The sequence below is a fragment of the Novosphingobium sp. MBES04 genome (assembly GCF_000813185.1).
In the GTDB taxonomy this organism is placed as follows: domain Bacteria; phylum Pseudomonadota; class Alphaproteobacteria; order Sphingomonadales; family Sphingomonadaceae; genus Novosphingobium; species Novosphingobium decolorationis.
In genome coordinates, this window is sequence record NZ_DF850488.1 from 508,051 (window position 1) to 521,906 (window position 13,856).

General features: G+C 70.3%; 14 protein-coding genes. All 14 read left to right on the forward strand.

The features are described 5' to 3' along the window. Positions 1-7 precede the first annotated feature (7 nt). The 14 genes from MBENS4_RS25200 to MBENS4_RS02325 all read left to right on the forward strand — a co-directional run bounded on the left by MBENS4_RS25200 (position 8) and on the right by MBENS4_RS02325 (position 13,846). On the forward strand, positions 8-844 hold the full coding sequence (locus MBENS4_RS25200) for a hypothetical protein (protein WP_144400828.1): 837 nt from the start codon (positions 8-10) through the stop codon (positions 842-844). Beyond that, positions 841-1,587 carry a DUF4255 domain-containing protein gene (locus MBENS4_RS02270; RefSeq protein WP_039388469.1) on the forward strand — a complete coding sequence of 249 codons (747 nt, stop codon included), beginning with the start codon at positions 841-843 and terminating at the stop codon, positions 1,585-1,587. The genes MBENS4_RS25200 and MBENS4_RS02270 overlap by 4 nt, the downstream gene beginning before the upstream one ends. Then, the gene (locus MBENS4_RS23825) at positions 1,584-3,518 is read left to right on the forward strand and encodes an ATP-binding protein (RefSeq protein ID WP_052321950.1); all 1,935 of its coding nucleotides are present in this window, start codon (positions 1,584-1,586) and stop codon (positions 3,516-3,518) included. The genes MBENS4_RS02270 and MBENS4_RS23825 overlap by 4 nt, the downstream gene beginning before the upstream one ends. Continuing rightward, positions 3,515-3,757, forward strand: a complete 243-nt coding sequence (locus MBENS4_RS25655) for a hypothetical protein (RefSeq protein WP_039388472.1) — start codon at positions 3,515-3,517, stop codon at positions 3,755-3,757. The genes MBENS4_RS23825 and MBENS4_RS25655 overlap by 4 nt, the downstream gene beginning before the upstream one ends. Beyond that, positions 3,750-7,118, forward strand: coding sequence for a DUF4157 domain-containing protein (locus tag MBENS4_RS23830; protein WP_052321951.1), 3,369 nt, complete (start codon positions 3,750-3,752; stop codon positions 7,116-7,118). The genes MBENS4_RS25655 and MBENS4_RS23830 overlap by 8 nt, the downstream gene beginning before the upstream one ends. Before the next feature lie 3 nt (positions 7,119-7,121). Further along, complete coding sequence (locus MBENS4_RS02290) at positions 7,122-7,778, forward strand: hypothetical protein (protein WP_039388474.1); 657 nt, start codon at positions 7,122-7,124, stop codon at positions 7,776-7,778. After that, a complete protein-coding gene (locus MBENS4_RS02295) occupies positions 7,775-8,092 on the forward strand; it encodes a hypothetical protein (RefSeq protein ID WP_039388476.1) in 318 nt (105 codons plus the stop codon). Before MBENS4_RS02290 ends, MBENS4_RS02295 begins: the two co-directional genes overlap by 4 nt. After that, positions 8,085-9,197, forward strand: a complete 1,113-nt coding sequence (locus tag MBENS4_RS02300; RefSeq protein ID WP_039388477.1) for a hypothetical protein — start codon at positions 8,085-8,087, stop codon at positions 9,195-9,197. Before MBENS4_RS02295 ends, MBENS4_RS02300 begins: the two co-directional genes overlap by 8 nt. After that, the gene (locus MBENS4_RS02305; protein ID WP_039388479.1) at positions 9,194-9,709 is read left to right on the forward strand and encodes a phage baseplate assembly protein V; all 516 of its coding nucleotides are present in this window, start codon (positions 9,194-9,196) and stop codon (positions 9,707-9,709) included. The genes MBENS4_RS02300 and MBENS4_RS02305 overlap by 4 nt, the downstream gene beginning before the upstream one ends. A gap of 69 nt (positions 9,710-9,778) precedes the next feature. Further along, positions 9,779-10,114, forward strand: coding sequence for a hypothetical protein (locus tag MBENS4_RS02310; protein WP_039388481.1), 336 nt, complete (start codon positions 9,779-9,781; stop codon positions 10,112-10,114). Next, complete coding sequence (locus MBENS4_RS02315; protein ID WP_052321953.1) at positions 10,111-10,485, forward strand: GPW/gp25 family protein; 375 nt, start codon at positions 10,111-10,113, stop codon at positions 10,483-10,485. The genes MBENS4_RS02310 and MBENS4_RS02315 overlap by 4 nt, the downstream gene beginning before the upstream one ends. Then, positions 10,460-11,632: a hypothetical protein gene (locus MBENS4_RS25660; RefSeq protein WP_052321954.1), complete on the forward strand. Its 1,173-nt coding sequence runs from the start codon at positions 10,460-10,462 to the stop codon at positions 11,630-11,632. Before MBENS4_RS02315 ends, MBENS4_RS25660 begins: the two co-directional genes overlap by 26 nt. After that, positions 11,629-12,975 (forward strand): baseplate J/gp47 family protein, encoded by a 1,347-nt coding sequence (locus tag MBENS4_RS25665; RefSeq protein WP_159108008.1) that lies wholly within the window; start codon positions 11,629-11,631, stop codon positions 12,973-12,975. Before MBENS4_RS25660 ends, MBENS4_RS25665 begins: the two co-directional genes overlap by 4 nt. After that, on the forward strand, positions 12,968-13,846 hold the full coding sequence (locus MBENS4_RS02325; protein WP_039388484.1) for a hypothetical protein: 879 nt from the start codon (positions 12,968-12,970) through the stop codon (positions 13,844-13,846). The genes MBENS4_RS25665 and MBENS4_RS02325 overlap by 8 nt, the downstream gene beginning before the upstream one ends. Positions 13,847-13,856: the final 10 nt, after the last annotated feature.

Consider the following 13,856-nt stretch of genomic DNA (forward strand, 5'->3'; position numbering starts at 1 on the left):
GCGCACGATGGCCGGATATTGGACCTCCCTCGAACGCATGCTCGCCGGGCGCGAGGGCGAAGTGGTTCCCCGGCGGCGCGCGCGCTACGAGCCCGAAAGCTACGACGCGCAGACTTTGGCGGTGTCGCTCGACGAACCCTCCGAGCCCGAGGCCCCGGCCACGTCCACGCCAGCGTCCCCGATCATCCCCGCCGAAGATCCCCCCCGGCACGAAGAACCCACGTCGTCATCGCCCTCGCCTGCTGTATCCCGCCCACCCGCCTCACCACGAACCGCGCCCGGATTTCCGCTGGACGATACGCGAGCCACCCTCACGGCCTCCGCACCTGCGCCGCCCGTACGCTCGCCCCGGGGGCACGCGCCGTCTTCGCCTGCCCCCGCGCACGTCCCGCAATCCGCCCGCCGGGCCGCGGCTCCGCCGGCGGCGTCTGCGCCTGCCGAGCCGCCCCAGCGCCGCCGCGACGAGACAGCGCAGCTATCCTCAGCACAGACAGCCCCGATTGCGTCACCTTCCTCTCCTCCCGATCCAGAGCTGGCGGAGGACCACGCCCCGCCCCGCCGCTTTGGCGAGGAGATCGACGAGCTGCGGCTCGAGCTGGCACGTCATGTCGAAGCCCGTCCGGCTCCCGCACCGGACAGCCCCAAGCCTGCCTCCGCGTCTACGGCTGAGGGGAGTTCAACTGCCGAGCACCCTCGCCCGCTGGTGATCGAGATCGGCGAGATCGCCATCTCGCTGAACCGCCCTGCGCCGCCCGCGCCTCCCACCCCCGCCGCCGCTGCTTCGCCCTCGCCTGTCCTCGCGCTCGATGCTTACCTCGCGCGCCTCGGGGGAGACCGATCATGAGCGCGCAGCTCGCCATTCCAGCGACCACCTACCTCCTCAAGACGATCATCGAGGACCGGCTCGCTGCGGCCTACCAGGGCCTGCCCACGCCGCCCGTGCTGGTAGCCCCGCCGCCCCGCCCAGCCCAGTCCGCGCCCGGCAACGGCCAGCCTCAACAGGCTGCGGAAAGCCCCAGCCTCACCCTCTTCATGCACCATGCCGGGCCCAACGGAGCCTGGCGTAACATGCACGAGCCGGTGGTGAACTCGGCCGGGCAGCGCATCCGGCGCGATCCCCTCGTGCTCGACCTGCAATACCTGCTGGCCGCCCACGGCGCGGACCTCGAACGCGAGGCGCTGCTTGGCATCGCGATGTCCGCGCTCCACCGCAACGCGATCATCCCGCGCCCGATGATCACCCAGATGCTGGGCCGCATCGCCGCGCCCAACCCGCCCGAAAAGCTGCTCGACCGCCTGCCTTCGGCCCAGCTGGCCGATCCCGACCACCAGCCCGAGACGATCACCGTTTCCCAGCTTCCCGTCGATATCGACACCTCCACCAAGCTGTGGTCCGCCTTCCAGTCCCCCATCCGCCCTTGCGCGCTCTACCAGGTCACCACCGTCTTCCTCGAGATCGAAGAGGCCTACCCGCCGCCCCTCGCGGTCGAGACGGTGCGTATCTCCGGGCGCCCCGAACCGAGCGGAAGCGACAGCCCCTTTCCGCCCGACGTCATCCTCGCGCGCGCGGCACAGGACGAGGCATGAACGTCGCGCCGCACCCATTCGATCTGGAGGAGTTCCAGGAGCTGGCCGAAAGCTGGTCGCTTGCCGCCCTCGAGCGCGTCGAAGGTGGCGGCGGGCATACGGGCATGGACACCGCCTTCGAGCGCCTGGCCGGTGCCCCCACGCTGGCCGCGCTGGCCGATACCTTCGCCCTCTCGCGCGCGGAGACGCAGGCCCTCGTCCTGCTCTTTGCCGCAGGGCACTCGGCGCGGGTCGCCCACGCGGTGCGCCGCCATTCGCCCCAGAGCGAGGCGCGCGGCGTCCCCACCTGGCTGCTGCGCGAGGCCGTGTGCGAGACCGATCCGCGCCTGCTCGCCGCATCGGGCCCATTGAGCCGGACCGGATGCCTTGAAATCGAGGGCGGCGTCCTTCCGGTCGAGGCCCATGTGCGCCTCGCCCCGGCCCTCGGCGAACGCCTTTGCGATCTTCCGGCTGCAGACCCACTGGTCGTAGCCCACATGCTCCCCCTTCATGGTGACGCGACCCAGGCCGACGAGAGCGCGTGCGCGCATCTGGCCCGTGCGCTCACACAACGGGGCGCTTCCGGGCTCTCCCCGCTGGTTCCGGCAGGCGATGCGGAGTGCGGGAGCATCGCCGCCCAGCTCGCCCGGTTGGGGCTTGGCGCGGCGCGCCTTCTCGCCGGGGACATTCCGGTAGAACCCGACCGGCGCGAGCAACTCGCCCGGGCCTGGAGCCGCGAGGCCGCCCTCGATGCGCAGGCCCTCCTCATCCTGGCCGAGCCGGGCGTCCCCGACACGCGCATCGCCGACTTCGCTGACCGGGTCCTGGGCCATGTCGTCCTGATCGGGACCGCCAGCGCGCTTGCCCCGCGCCGCGGGCTCAGCCTGCCCTATCGCGGGAACGACACAGGTCCTGGCGACCTCGCCGGATGGCAGGCGGCGCTGGGTCCGCAGCGCAGCGCACGCCTCGGGCCCGGCCTTGACGCCATCGCGCACCAGTTCGCCCTGCGCCGCAGCGAGATCGAGGCGCTGTGCCGCGAGTTGGCCCCCACCCTCGACACCGCGCGCGATGGGCCCGAGGCCGCCCGCCACCTGTGGCACCGCGCCGCACGCCTGGTCGGCCCCGAGAGCGTGCCCGGCGTGGAGCTGGTGGAGCCTGCCTATACCTGGTCCGACATCGTCCTGCCCGAGCCGCTTGAGCAGCGTCTGCGCCGGATCGAAGGGCACGTGCGGCACGCCCGCCTGGTGCTGGACGAATGGGGTTTTGCCGCGCGCATGGGCGGACGGGGACGCGGGATCAGCGCACTTCTTTCGGGCCCCTCGGGCACGGGCAAGTCCATGGCCGCCGAAGTGCTGGCCTCCGCGCTCGATCTGCGCGTCCTGTTCATCGATCTCAGCCAGCTTATCAGCAAATACATCGGCGACACCTCCAAGAACGTCGCCGCCGCCTTCCGCCTGGCAGAGCGCAGCGGGGCGGTCATGGTGTGGAACGAGGGCGATGCAATCTGGGGCGTGCGCGGCAGCGTGGGCAACGCCACCGACCGCCACGTCAACGCCGAGGTCGGGGACCTGCTCCAGCGCATGGAGAACTTCCGGGGCTTCACCATCGTCACCACCAACCTGCGCCACGCCATCGACGAGGCTTTCACCCGCCGCTTCCGCTTCTGCGTGACCTTCCCCATGCCCTCGCAGGCCGAGCGCCTGCGCCTGTGGCAACGCGCTTTCCCCGAGACGGCCCCGCTCGCCCGGCTCGCCCCCGACGACTGGAAGGCACTGGCCCGTCTGCAACTGACCGGAGGCGGCATCCGCAACATCGCGCTTTCCGCCGCCTTCCATGCCGCCGAACGCGCCGGGCCGATAGACCACGAGATCATCGCGGCCGAAGTTGCCGAGGAATTCCGCAAGCAGGACCTCCCCGCCCCGGTCCTCGCCTGGGAAGGAACGCGGGCATGACCAGCAAGGCGCCCCGTCCGCAGGTGGAACGCCTCGCGATCGCACACCTCACCATCAAGGCCGATTCCGCCCTCGACGCGCGGCGCCTTGCCGATGCCCTCCCTGATCTGCTCCGCCAGCGCCTGGAAAAGGGGCCGGGCACCGCGCGCGCGCGCCATGGCCGCGCGTCGCCCTGGTCCGAGGCTGCAGACCAGATTGCCCGCGCCATCGAGGCCCGGCTGGAGACGCGCGATGGCTGAAAGTGCGCTTCGTCCTCGCCCCCTTCCCCAGGCCCGGCCCACGCGCCCTGCCCACGCACCGGGCAGCGCCGTGTTCGCCCAGCGCAAGGCAACCGTCCCCACGCCTGGCGAGCCGCGCGTTGCCCCGCCGCGCGATAGCGGGCACGCGCTCAATGCCCCCGTGCAGCGTTCGCTGGAGCACAGCTTCGGGGCGGACTTCTCGGCCGTGCGCATCCACGACGATGCCCGCGCGCACGACAGCGCGCGCGCCATGGGAGCACGCGCCTATACCGCGGGCAACGATATCGTCTTTGGCGAAGGCGCGTACCGGCCCTCTTCCGCAAGCGGCCGCGCCCTCCTCGCGCACGAGTTGGCGCACACCCTTCAGCAGGACGGCGTGCAGATGAAGGGGCTAGGCCCGCTTCCTGCCAGCCGCGCGGGCGAACTGGAGCGCGAGGCGGACCGCGCCGCGCTCGCCGCAACATCGGGGCGGCGCGTGGGCAGCCTCACCCGCGTTGCCACCCCCGCCATCTTCAAGTCCGAAGGGGCGGTCCCCGCTGCGGGCGGGGACGTGCCTGAAAGCGCAGGCCCCGCGCTCGACACGGCCGGAACGCCGGTGGCCGAAGGCCCTGCCCCCTACACGGTGCTGGAGGAAAACCCGGTCGGGCCGGGCGCGACCACCCTGGTCGTGCAGATGGGCACGCTGCAGATGCCCCGCGTCAAGGGCAAGGGGGCCTGGGTCGAGCAGGCCTACAAGGCCCGGGCCAGCGGCGGCGGCCTGATCTTCCGGCCCAAATTCCAGGGTAGGGGAAACTACGGCGCGGCCAAAAGCATCGCCGCCCTCGCCGAGAAGCCGGGTGAGACGTACAAGAACGTCTGGCTCAACAACTACGGCTTCACCACGCTGCCCGAAATGGCGCGGGCCTTCCGCGAGGCGGCCACCGCCGAAAACGCGGACCCGAGCGTCAAGGCCGCCTACGAGGATACCGCCGCGCGCCGCATCCTCGATGGCTACCGCTCCTCGAACAACCTGCGCTCGGGCGGCTGCGACATCGACCATATCGTCGAGAAGCAGCTGGGCGGCACCAGCACGCCGGGCAACTTGCAACTCCTCGTCTCGGACAAGAACCAGGAATCGGGCCGCGAGACCTACAAGCACCTCAAGGCCGAAACCGACCGCGTACTGTCCCCGGACCGCCTTTCGGTCATCGACTTCCAGATGCGCTTCAACGATGTCCAGATGCAGCCGGACGAGAGCGACGGGTCCTTCCTGATCGAGACGGCGTTGCGCTCGGGCAAGGTCAAGGGCACCCAAGAGGTCCAGGCCCGCGCAGGCGGCGTCGCGATCTCGCTCGAGGCGGGCGGGAACCGCGAGGTGGTTCACGCCCGCGCGGGCGAGACGACCGAGATCGGCACCGGCGACCGGCGCCTGATCCCGGGCATGAAGCTCAAGACCTACACCCGTCACGCGCGCAGCAACGCGCGGAGCGGCACCGATACGCTCACCGCCGAACTGGCGTCCAAACCCGTCATCCCCGGTGCCAAGGACATCACGCTCATTGCCACCGTCACGCAGGCGCCCCAACAGCCTGACGGGGCGGGAGGGCAAGCGGCCGAACGCCGCGCCGAGGCGGCCGAATTCCGCAAGCTTGCCCTCCACGCACCTTCGAACCGGAACCTGCCGTTCCACTACCCCTACCTCAGCCCGGGCACCCTCACCCAGCTCAGCCTCGATGACAGCGGCAACCTGTCGGGCGAAGGGGTCATCCGCCCCTCGATCCGCTTCCTTGGCGATCTCAAGGTGCGCTTTGGCCCGGACCGGCTCGACCTGGTGCAGGACCTCGATGTCGATGCGCTCAACAAGAGCGCCTACATGCGGCGCCTTTCCGGCTATTTCCGTTTCACGCGCGGCAGCCTCGCCTTCGACCTCGTCAATTTCCAGCCGCGCGGCGATCTGGGCTTCAGTGTCGGCCCGGCGCGCAAGCCGGTGATCGACGGGAGCCTGACCGCCACGGTCTCGGGCGGCAACTTCATCGCGCGCGGCACGCTGACCCCGGCGCAGGACCTGCCCGGCATCACCGCCGCCGAGGGAAGCGTCACCTACCACAGCCAGGAGGGCTGGTCGGGCCTCGTGCGTGCGACGAGTTCGGCCCTGCCCCGCTCGGAAACCGACGTGCGGCTCGGCTTTAGCGAGCGCGGCGGCGTGCTCTCCCCCTTTGCCGAAGGGGCGATCACCACGCGGCTGGTGCGCGACGCCCAGCTGCGCCTCGGCGTGCACTGGTCGGGCGGGGCCATCGCCTATTCGGGCGCGGTGACCATCCCCGATCCGATGCCCCGCGTGCGCCAGGTGCGCCTTGCCGGACGCTACACCGGCTCGCGCCTGTTCCTGACCGGCGATGCGCAGTTCCAGTGGAAGTCGATCACCGCGACCATGACCGTCAACTATTCCTGGCGCGAGGGCGAGGAAGAGGGGCGCTTCAGCGGCAAGGCCCGCGTTGGCTTGCGCCAGGGCAAGCTTGACGGGCACGTCGAGCTCAACTTCGACGAGCGCGGCCGCTACTGGGGCCAGGGGCGCGCCGCCTACCAGCTGACCGACACGATCCGCCCCGCGCTCGACGTCACGCTTGAACGCGACGGGCGGATCAAGCTGGGGGGCTCGGTCGAGCTGTCCGATATCGCCCTCTCGCGCGCCTGGCCCCGGCCGGGCGGCGGCGAGAAGGAGGTCTTCCGCTTCCGCACGCCCAAGTTCAGCGCCCCCACCCCCGTGCCGGGCGTCACTGCCTACGTGCAGTTCTACGCCGGAATGGGGGTGAAGTACGGAGTCGGCCCGGTCATGCTGACCCGCGCGGGCTTTGCAGGTTCGCTCTACCCGCTTGAAGACGACATGCAGATCACCGCCGAGATCCACGGCGAGGTCCGCGCGCCTGCCTTCGGCACCGTCTACGGGCGCCTCGGCGCCACGATCGGCGCCGAAGTCCTGCTGGGCGCGGTCGGCGCGAAAGCCAGCGTGGAACTCATCCCCTCCCTCAGCGTGCGCGCCGAAGCGGTGGCGCAGGCCCGCGCGCGCTATACAGGCGGCAAGTTCGCCTTCGACTTCAACGCCTACGCCGAGGGCGGCTTTCGCGTGGGGCTCGATGTCGACATCATCGGCACGATCACCGCCGCCTATGGCTGGAAGGAGTGGGAGTGGCGCTGGAACGTGGGCGGATGGAACGCCCGGCTGGGCCCGGACCTTCGCATCGATTTCGGGCGCATGGGCTACGATTCCGAGCGCGGCATCGCCTGGCCCTCGCTCTCGAATATCCGCGTCACCCCCGACAGCTTCGATCCCAAGGCGATGATGCGAAACCTGCTCGAAAGCAGCCGGGCCAGGAAGGCATAGGACATGGCCGGCTATCCCCGCTCCCCCAACGTGCTCAAGGGTGGCTTCGTGGTCATGGACGAGGCTGGCGCGAAAGTGCAGCGCGTCCACGCCTTCCAGTACAACCCGGACAGTCTTTCGCGCACGCTGGCCCCGCGCGGCGCGGGCTCCTCGCCGGGCGACAACGCGCAGGCGCTGCGCCGCACCGGCCCGCCCGCCGAGACCATCGCGCTCGAGATCGAGTTCGACGCTACCGACGCGCTCGAACGACCGGACATGTACCCCGAGACCGTCGAGCACGGCATCGCCCCCGACCTCGCCGCGCTCGAAAGCTTTCTCACCCCGCGCATAGAGACGATCACCGCCACCAAGGCTCTGGCCGACCAGGGGCTCATCGAGGTCCTGCCCGCGCCCGGTGAACTGCTCCTGCTGGTGCTCGGCCCGGCCCGCGTCCTGCCGGTGCGCATCACCGCCTTTGCCATCACCGAAGAAGCCTTCGACCGGCGTCTCAATCCGATCCGCGCCAAGGCTGCGCTGAGCTTCCAGGTCCTCACCAGCGAGGACCTGGCCATGACCAGCCGCGCGGCCGAACTTTTCCTCGCCCACCTCAAGCGCCGCGAGAAGCTGGTGACGGGGCTGGGCACGAGCCTCGCCGCCCTGGGACTGGAGCGCCTTGCATGACCGAATTCTCGCCCCAGAGCCGCTATCACGGCCTTGCCCAGCACCTCCTTCCCGGAGCCGAGGGCGAGGACGTCCCCTATCTTGCGCGCCGGATCATCCCCGCGCCTACCTGCTATGACTTCGAGGGCCGCGTGCGCAGCGATGGCGGCCAGCGGATCGACCATCTTGCCGCCGAAACGATAGGCGATCCCCTGCTCTACTGGCGGATCTGCGATGCCAACGGGATCGAGCGCCCCGAAACGGCCACCCGCCCCGAGGGGCGCGAGATCGGCATTCCGCTGCCCCTCACGCGGACGGGAGGCCGCGGTGGCTAAGGGCGTCCAGCTCCAGATCCTGATGGGACCCGTTGCAGTGCGCCCGGCACCACGCGCCGTGATGGAGGCCTTCACGGGCGCACAGGTCACCCATGCGAGCGGCCAGCGCTCGGGCTTCCAGATCGAGCTTACATACTCTTCCACCTCACCCATCGCACGCGAGTTGCTGCCCGGCGGCGCGTTCGATCCGATGACGCGCGTCATCCTCGTCGCCTCCCTCAACGGACGCGACCATGTCCTGAGCGATGGCCCGATCAAGCGGCTCGACACGGTCGCGGGCACGCGTCCGGGCGAAAACAAGCTCACCCTCACGGGCGAGGACGTGACCGGCTACATGGACCTTGTCGAATGGACCGGCATGCCCTTTCCCGCCATGCCGCCCGTCGCGCGCGTGGCGATGATGATCGCCAAGTACGCCATGTTCGGCCTCGTCCCGGTGACGATCCCGCCGATCTTCTCCTCGATCAAGATGCCCACCGACAAGTACGCCCACCAGAAGGGCACCGACTTCGCCTATATCTCCGAGCTTGCGCAGAAGGCGGGCCACGAGTTCTACGTGACGCCCGGCCCGGTGGCCGGCACCAACACCGCCTACTGGGGGCCGCAGGTGCGGATTGGAGTGCCCCAGCCAGCCCTGACGCTCGACATCGACGGGGCCTCGAACCTCTCCAGCATGACCTTCTCGGTCGACGGCAACGCCGCCGTGGTGCCGCTCGCCCACGCCAAGATCGCGCGCGCCTCGGTGCCCGTGCCCCTGCCAAACGTCGCGCTCCTGAAGCCCCCGCTCGCCGCGCGCCCCGTCATGCCCACGAAGACACGCTGGCTGGAGAGCGAACGCAACGACCAGGCCGAGATCCTCTCACGCCTGATAGCCGGAGCCGGGCTGGTCGATCCGGTGACAGCCAGCGGCGCGATCGAGCTTTCGCGCTACGGCCAGCCGCTCGAGGCGCGCAAGCTCGTCGGTGTGCGCGGCGCGGGCCGGGCCAACGATGGCAACTACTACTGCCGCTCGGTCACGCACCAGTTGGCGCCGGGCAGATGGACGCAGGCCTTCCAGCTCGCCCGCGAAGGCATGGTCGCCCAGCAGGAGAGGATAGCGGTATGAGCGAAGGTCCCAGCTATTTCGGCAAGTACCGGGCGACGGTGCTCAACAACCTCGACCCGCAAAGCCAGGGCCGCATCCAGGTCCAGCTTGCCGACCGCTACGGCCTGTTCCCCTCGACCTGGGCCATGCCCGCCTTCCCCTTTGCCGGTGATGCGCAGTCCGGGATGGTGGCGCTGCCCGCGCTCGGCTCGATGGTCTGGATCGAGTTCGAGGCCGGCGATCTCGACTACCCGATCTGGACCGGCGCCTTCTATCCCGATCCCGCAGGCTTCCCCGTGCTCGCCATGGCCGGGCACACGCCTCTCACCCCCAACATCCACTTCCAGACCAGCACCGGGACCTGTGTGACCCTGTCCGACAACCCTACCCAGCAGGTCATGGTCAAGACCGCGACCGGGGCCATCATCAGCATTGGAGCTGCGGGCATGACACTCAGCAACGGACAGGGCGCGATGATCTCGCTCACCGGCCCTTCGGTCATCATCAACAACGGCGCCCTGACGATCACCTGAGGCCGCCCCACGCGCCCGGATGCAAAAGGCCCCGCAGAGCAACAGGAAAGTAAAGGAGAGGAGAAGCCCATGCCCGGACCGGTCCTGCACACAGGCGCCAGCGCCCAGTGCCCCCACGGCGCGCCGCTCCAGATCCTGGCCGCCAGCCCGCGCGTGAGCGTGGGGGGAATGCCTGTCGCCGTACTCTCCGATCCCGGCGTCATCGCGGGCTGCCCCTTCACCCTTCCCAACGGCACGCCCCAGCCCTGCACCACCACGAAATGGCTGGTCGCGGCCACCCGGGTCATGGCCAGCGGCCAGCCCGTGCTGATCAATCCGCTGACGGCGCTGTGCTTCTCGGCCACCCAGGTGCCGCAAGGCCCGCCGATCATCACCGGATCGCAAAGCCGGGTCATCGCGCAGTGACGCGCCTTGCCTTCCCCTATGGCTTCGATGCCCAAGGCCGCAGCCGCACCGTTGCCTATGCCAGCGACGCGCACCTGCGCGACATGCTGGAGCTCCTGATCCTGACCCGGCTGGGCGAACGGGTGATGCGTGCCGAGCTGGGCAGCCCTGTCCTGCAGATGGTCTTCGGCGCGGGCGAAGGCCCCGCCGCGCTTGCCTTGCAGGCCTCGCTCGAAGCGACCATCGCGCAGGAACTGGGCCACCTCCTCAAGCTCCATGACCTCACCACGCAGTTTCTGGACGCCGAAGGCGTGCTGGAGATCGTGGTCCACTTCGAGGCCCGCGCACGGCCGCAGGTCTCGCGTCTTGTCGTGCGCACGGACCTGCCATGACGATCGCGCGCATCATCTGCTGCGACCCACAGCGCCGCGCCGCGCTGCTGGCCCCGATGCCCCGGCCGATATCAGCGGGATCGACTACGTCGAGGTTCATGCTGGCGCCACCACCGCCGATCCCACGATCCTGGAAGTCGTGCTGGTCAAGCCCCTGCCCCTCCCGCTCGGGCGGATCACACCGGACAACCTGCGCCTGACAGGCGGCGTGCGCTTTGCCCCGCCGCGCGCCTCCGCGCCGGTCGAGCACGATCCCGATGCTGGCAGCGTCAGTCGCTGGCGGATCACGCTGCCCGGCGACCAGCCAACCGACTTTTCCAGCTACCGGCTCGAGATCGTGGCGGCCCCGGGAAGCGCGGCCCCGCCCGCCTTCCTCGATGCGCGCCTGGCGGGTGTCGATATCGACTTCAAGCTCGATTGCCCCGCCCCCGGCGACTGCCTCCCCGCCTGCCCGCAGAGCGACACACCCGCGCCCAGCACCGCGCGCTTCGATTACCGCACCCGCGACTACGAGACCTTCCGTCGCCAGATCCTCGACCGCATGGCCGAGCTCGTCCCCGGCTTCGTCGAGGACGATCCGGTCGATCTCACCACCACGCTCGCCGAAGCGCTGGCCGCCCGCGCCGACCAGCTCAGCTACCGGCTCGACTGGGTCGGGACCGAGGCCTTTCTGGGCACCGCGCGCAGCCGCGCGGCGCTGGCCCGCCACGCCCGGCTCATGGATTACACCATCGGCGAGGCCGAGAGCGCGCGCACCTTTGCGGCCTTCACCTTCACGCCCGGCGGCGCGATTGCGGACGGGCAGGAACTGCCCCGTGCCACCCCGCTGCTCCCGCGCCTGCCGGGGCGCGACGTGGTCATTCCCGCAAGCGAGGCCGCCCGCGTCCTCCCCACGGCCTCCCTTGTGTTCGAGACCGCCCACCCGCTCGCCTTGTGGAGCTGGCGCAACGAGGTCGCCTTCCACACCTGGTCGGACGAGCACTGCCACCTGCCACGCGGGGCCTGCGCGGCCACGCTCGTCGACGGCAGCGGCGCAGGCCCGGGGGGCCTTGCCCCGGGCGACTTCCTGATCCTCCTCGAGACCCGCTCTCCCACCACGGCGCGCGCGCAGACGCCCGCCCCGAGCATCGCCACGTGGTGCGCTTGACCCGCGTCACCCCGGTCAGCGACGTGCTGGCACCGGCCACACGGCTCGTCACGGTCGAGTGGGACGCAGCCGATGCCCTGCCCTTCGACCTCGTCCTCCAGCGTTCCCGTGACGATGCCCCGTCGAGTGCTGAGGCGCGGATCTGCGCCGTCGCTCTGGGCAATGTCGCCTTCTGCGACCATGGCCTGAGCTTGCCGCCGGTCAGCCTCGACCTCACCCCGGCGCAAGCAGAGGCGCTGCGCCCCGCCCTTTCCCCGCCTTCGCCCCCTGACGACCAGCCCTGGCGTCCCACGCTTGATGGCGGGCCCATCGCGCGCGTCCTCGCGCCGCCCATCGATGCCCGCGATGCCGCCGCCTGGCTGGACAGAGACGCGCGCGAGGCCGTTCCCGCGCTGGCGCTGGAGGATCCCTTCGCCCCCTGGCATCCGCGCACGGACCTCCTGCGCTCGGACCGCTTCGACCGCCATTTCGTTCTCGAAACCGGCCTTTCGGGGGAACTTCAGCTGCGCTTTGGCGATGGCATCAACGGCCTTGCTCCTGATCCGGGACACGCTTTTGCGCCAAGGGGCCGCGTCGGCGGCGGTGCGCGCGGTAATATCGGGCCCGGCACGCTCACCCACATCGCTCTGCCCGAAACCCTGGCGGGGATGAACATCACCGTCACCAACCCGCTGGCGGCGACCGGCGGGCGCGAGCCGGAAGCTCCCGAGGACATTCGGATCAACGTGCCCCGCGCCTACCGCACGCAGGAACGCGCGGTGACAGAGGCGGATTACGCCGCCGCGGCCTGCACCCATCCCGCTGTGGCCAACGCGCGCGCGCGAGCGCGCTGGACGGGTGCCTGGCAGACTATCGCCATCACCCTCGACCTTGCCGGTGGGCGTTCGCTGGACGCCGAGTTGAAGTCCGATATCGCCGCCCATCTCGAACGGGTGCGGCTGATCGGCTTCGACATCGTCCTTCGCGCCGCGCGCATGGCCCCGCTCCGGCTCGATCTTCACGTCTGCGCCGCCCCCGGCTTCGTGCGCGGCGAGGTGGCAAGGCAGGTGCGTGCCGCGCTGCGCCCAGCCGGCACGCACGGTCGCGCGGGCTTCTTCCACCCTGACAATTTCAGCTTCGGCGAGCCGCTCTACATCTCGCGCCTGATCGCGTTCCTCATGGCCCTGGAAGGCGTTGCGAGCGTAGAGGTAACCCGCCTTCACCGCACCGACCGGGCGAGCCAGGGCGAACTGGCCCAGGGCGTCCTGGTGCCCGGCGAGCTGGAGATCCTGCAACTGAACGATGACCCCAGCTTCCCCGAAGAGGGACGCATAGGCATCGACATGGGAGGCGGCGATGTCTGAAACCCGCGACTGCATCTGCGCAGCCTGCACCGGCGATACCCCATCGGGTGAACCACCGCGCCCGGCCGTTGCCGACCCGCTCCATTTCGCGCACGGCGCCATCCGGGCACGTCTTCTTGCCCGCATCGCATCGACCGAGCTGGGCGGGACGCGCCCGCTGGCCGGCCTCACCACGCGCGATCCCGCAGACCCCAGCATCGCTCTCATCGACAGTTGGGCGGGCGCGCTCCATGTCCTTGCCTGGAACACCCGCCGCCTGCACGAGGACGGCAATTTCCACCAGTCCCGCGATCCCGACGCGATGGCCGCGCACGCGGCAATGCTGGGCTACGAACCCCGACCACCCCTTGCCGCGCAGACCGTCCAGAGCTTCACTGTCGACGAGTTCTCAGGACTTGAAGGTCCCTTCCAGGTTCCAGTTGGAACCAGCATCGCGTCTGTCCCCGAGGGGGAAGAGGCTCCGCAGATCTTCACCACCGACGAGGCCCTCGAAGCCCGGCGCGCCTGGAACCGCATCCCGCCGGTGCGCCACCCGGAACCTCCCCGCTTTGACCTCGGCAGCCGCGAGGCGCTCGTCGAAGGCAATGCTGCGGGCGTGCAAGTGGGCGACAGCGTCCTCCTGGCCGACGGCACCGGAAACCGGACCAGTGTCCTCCTGGCCCGCGTCACCCAGATCGAGCCGGTCGCGGGCGGCGAAGCGCCTTCCCTGCGCACGCGCCTTGCCCTCACCGCGCCGCGCCGCCTCCAGTCGGTGTCCGCCGCAGGCCGCCCCGGCAAAGCCAGATCATCGTTCTGGGACGCCGCGCGGGTATCTTCGGAGCCGCCGCGCCGGACTATGCCCTCCTCCACCCGCAGGACGAACCGAGGCTAAAGGCACGTCG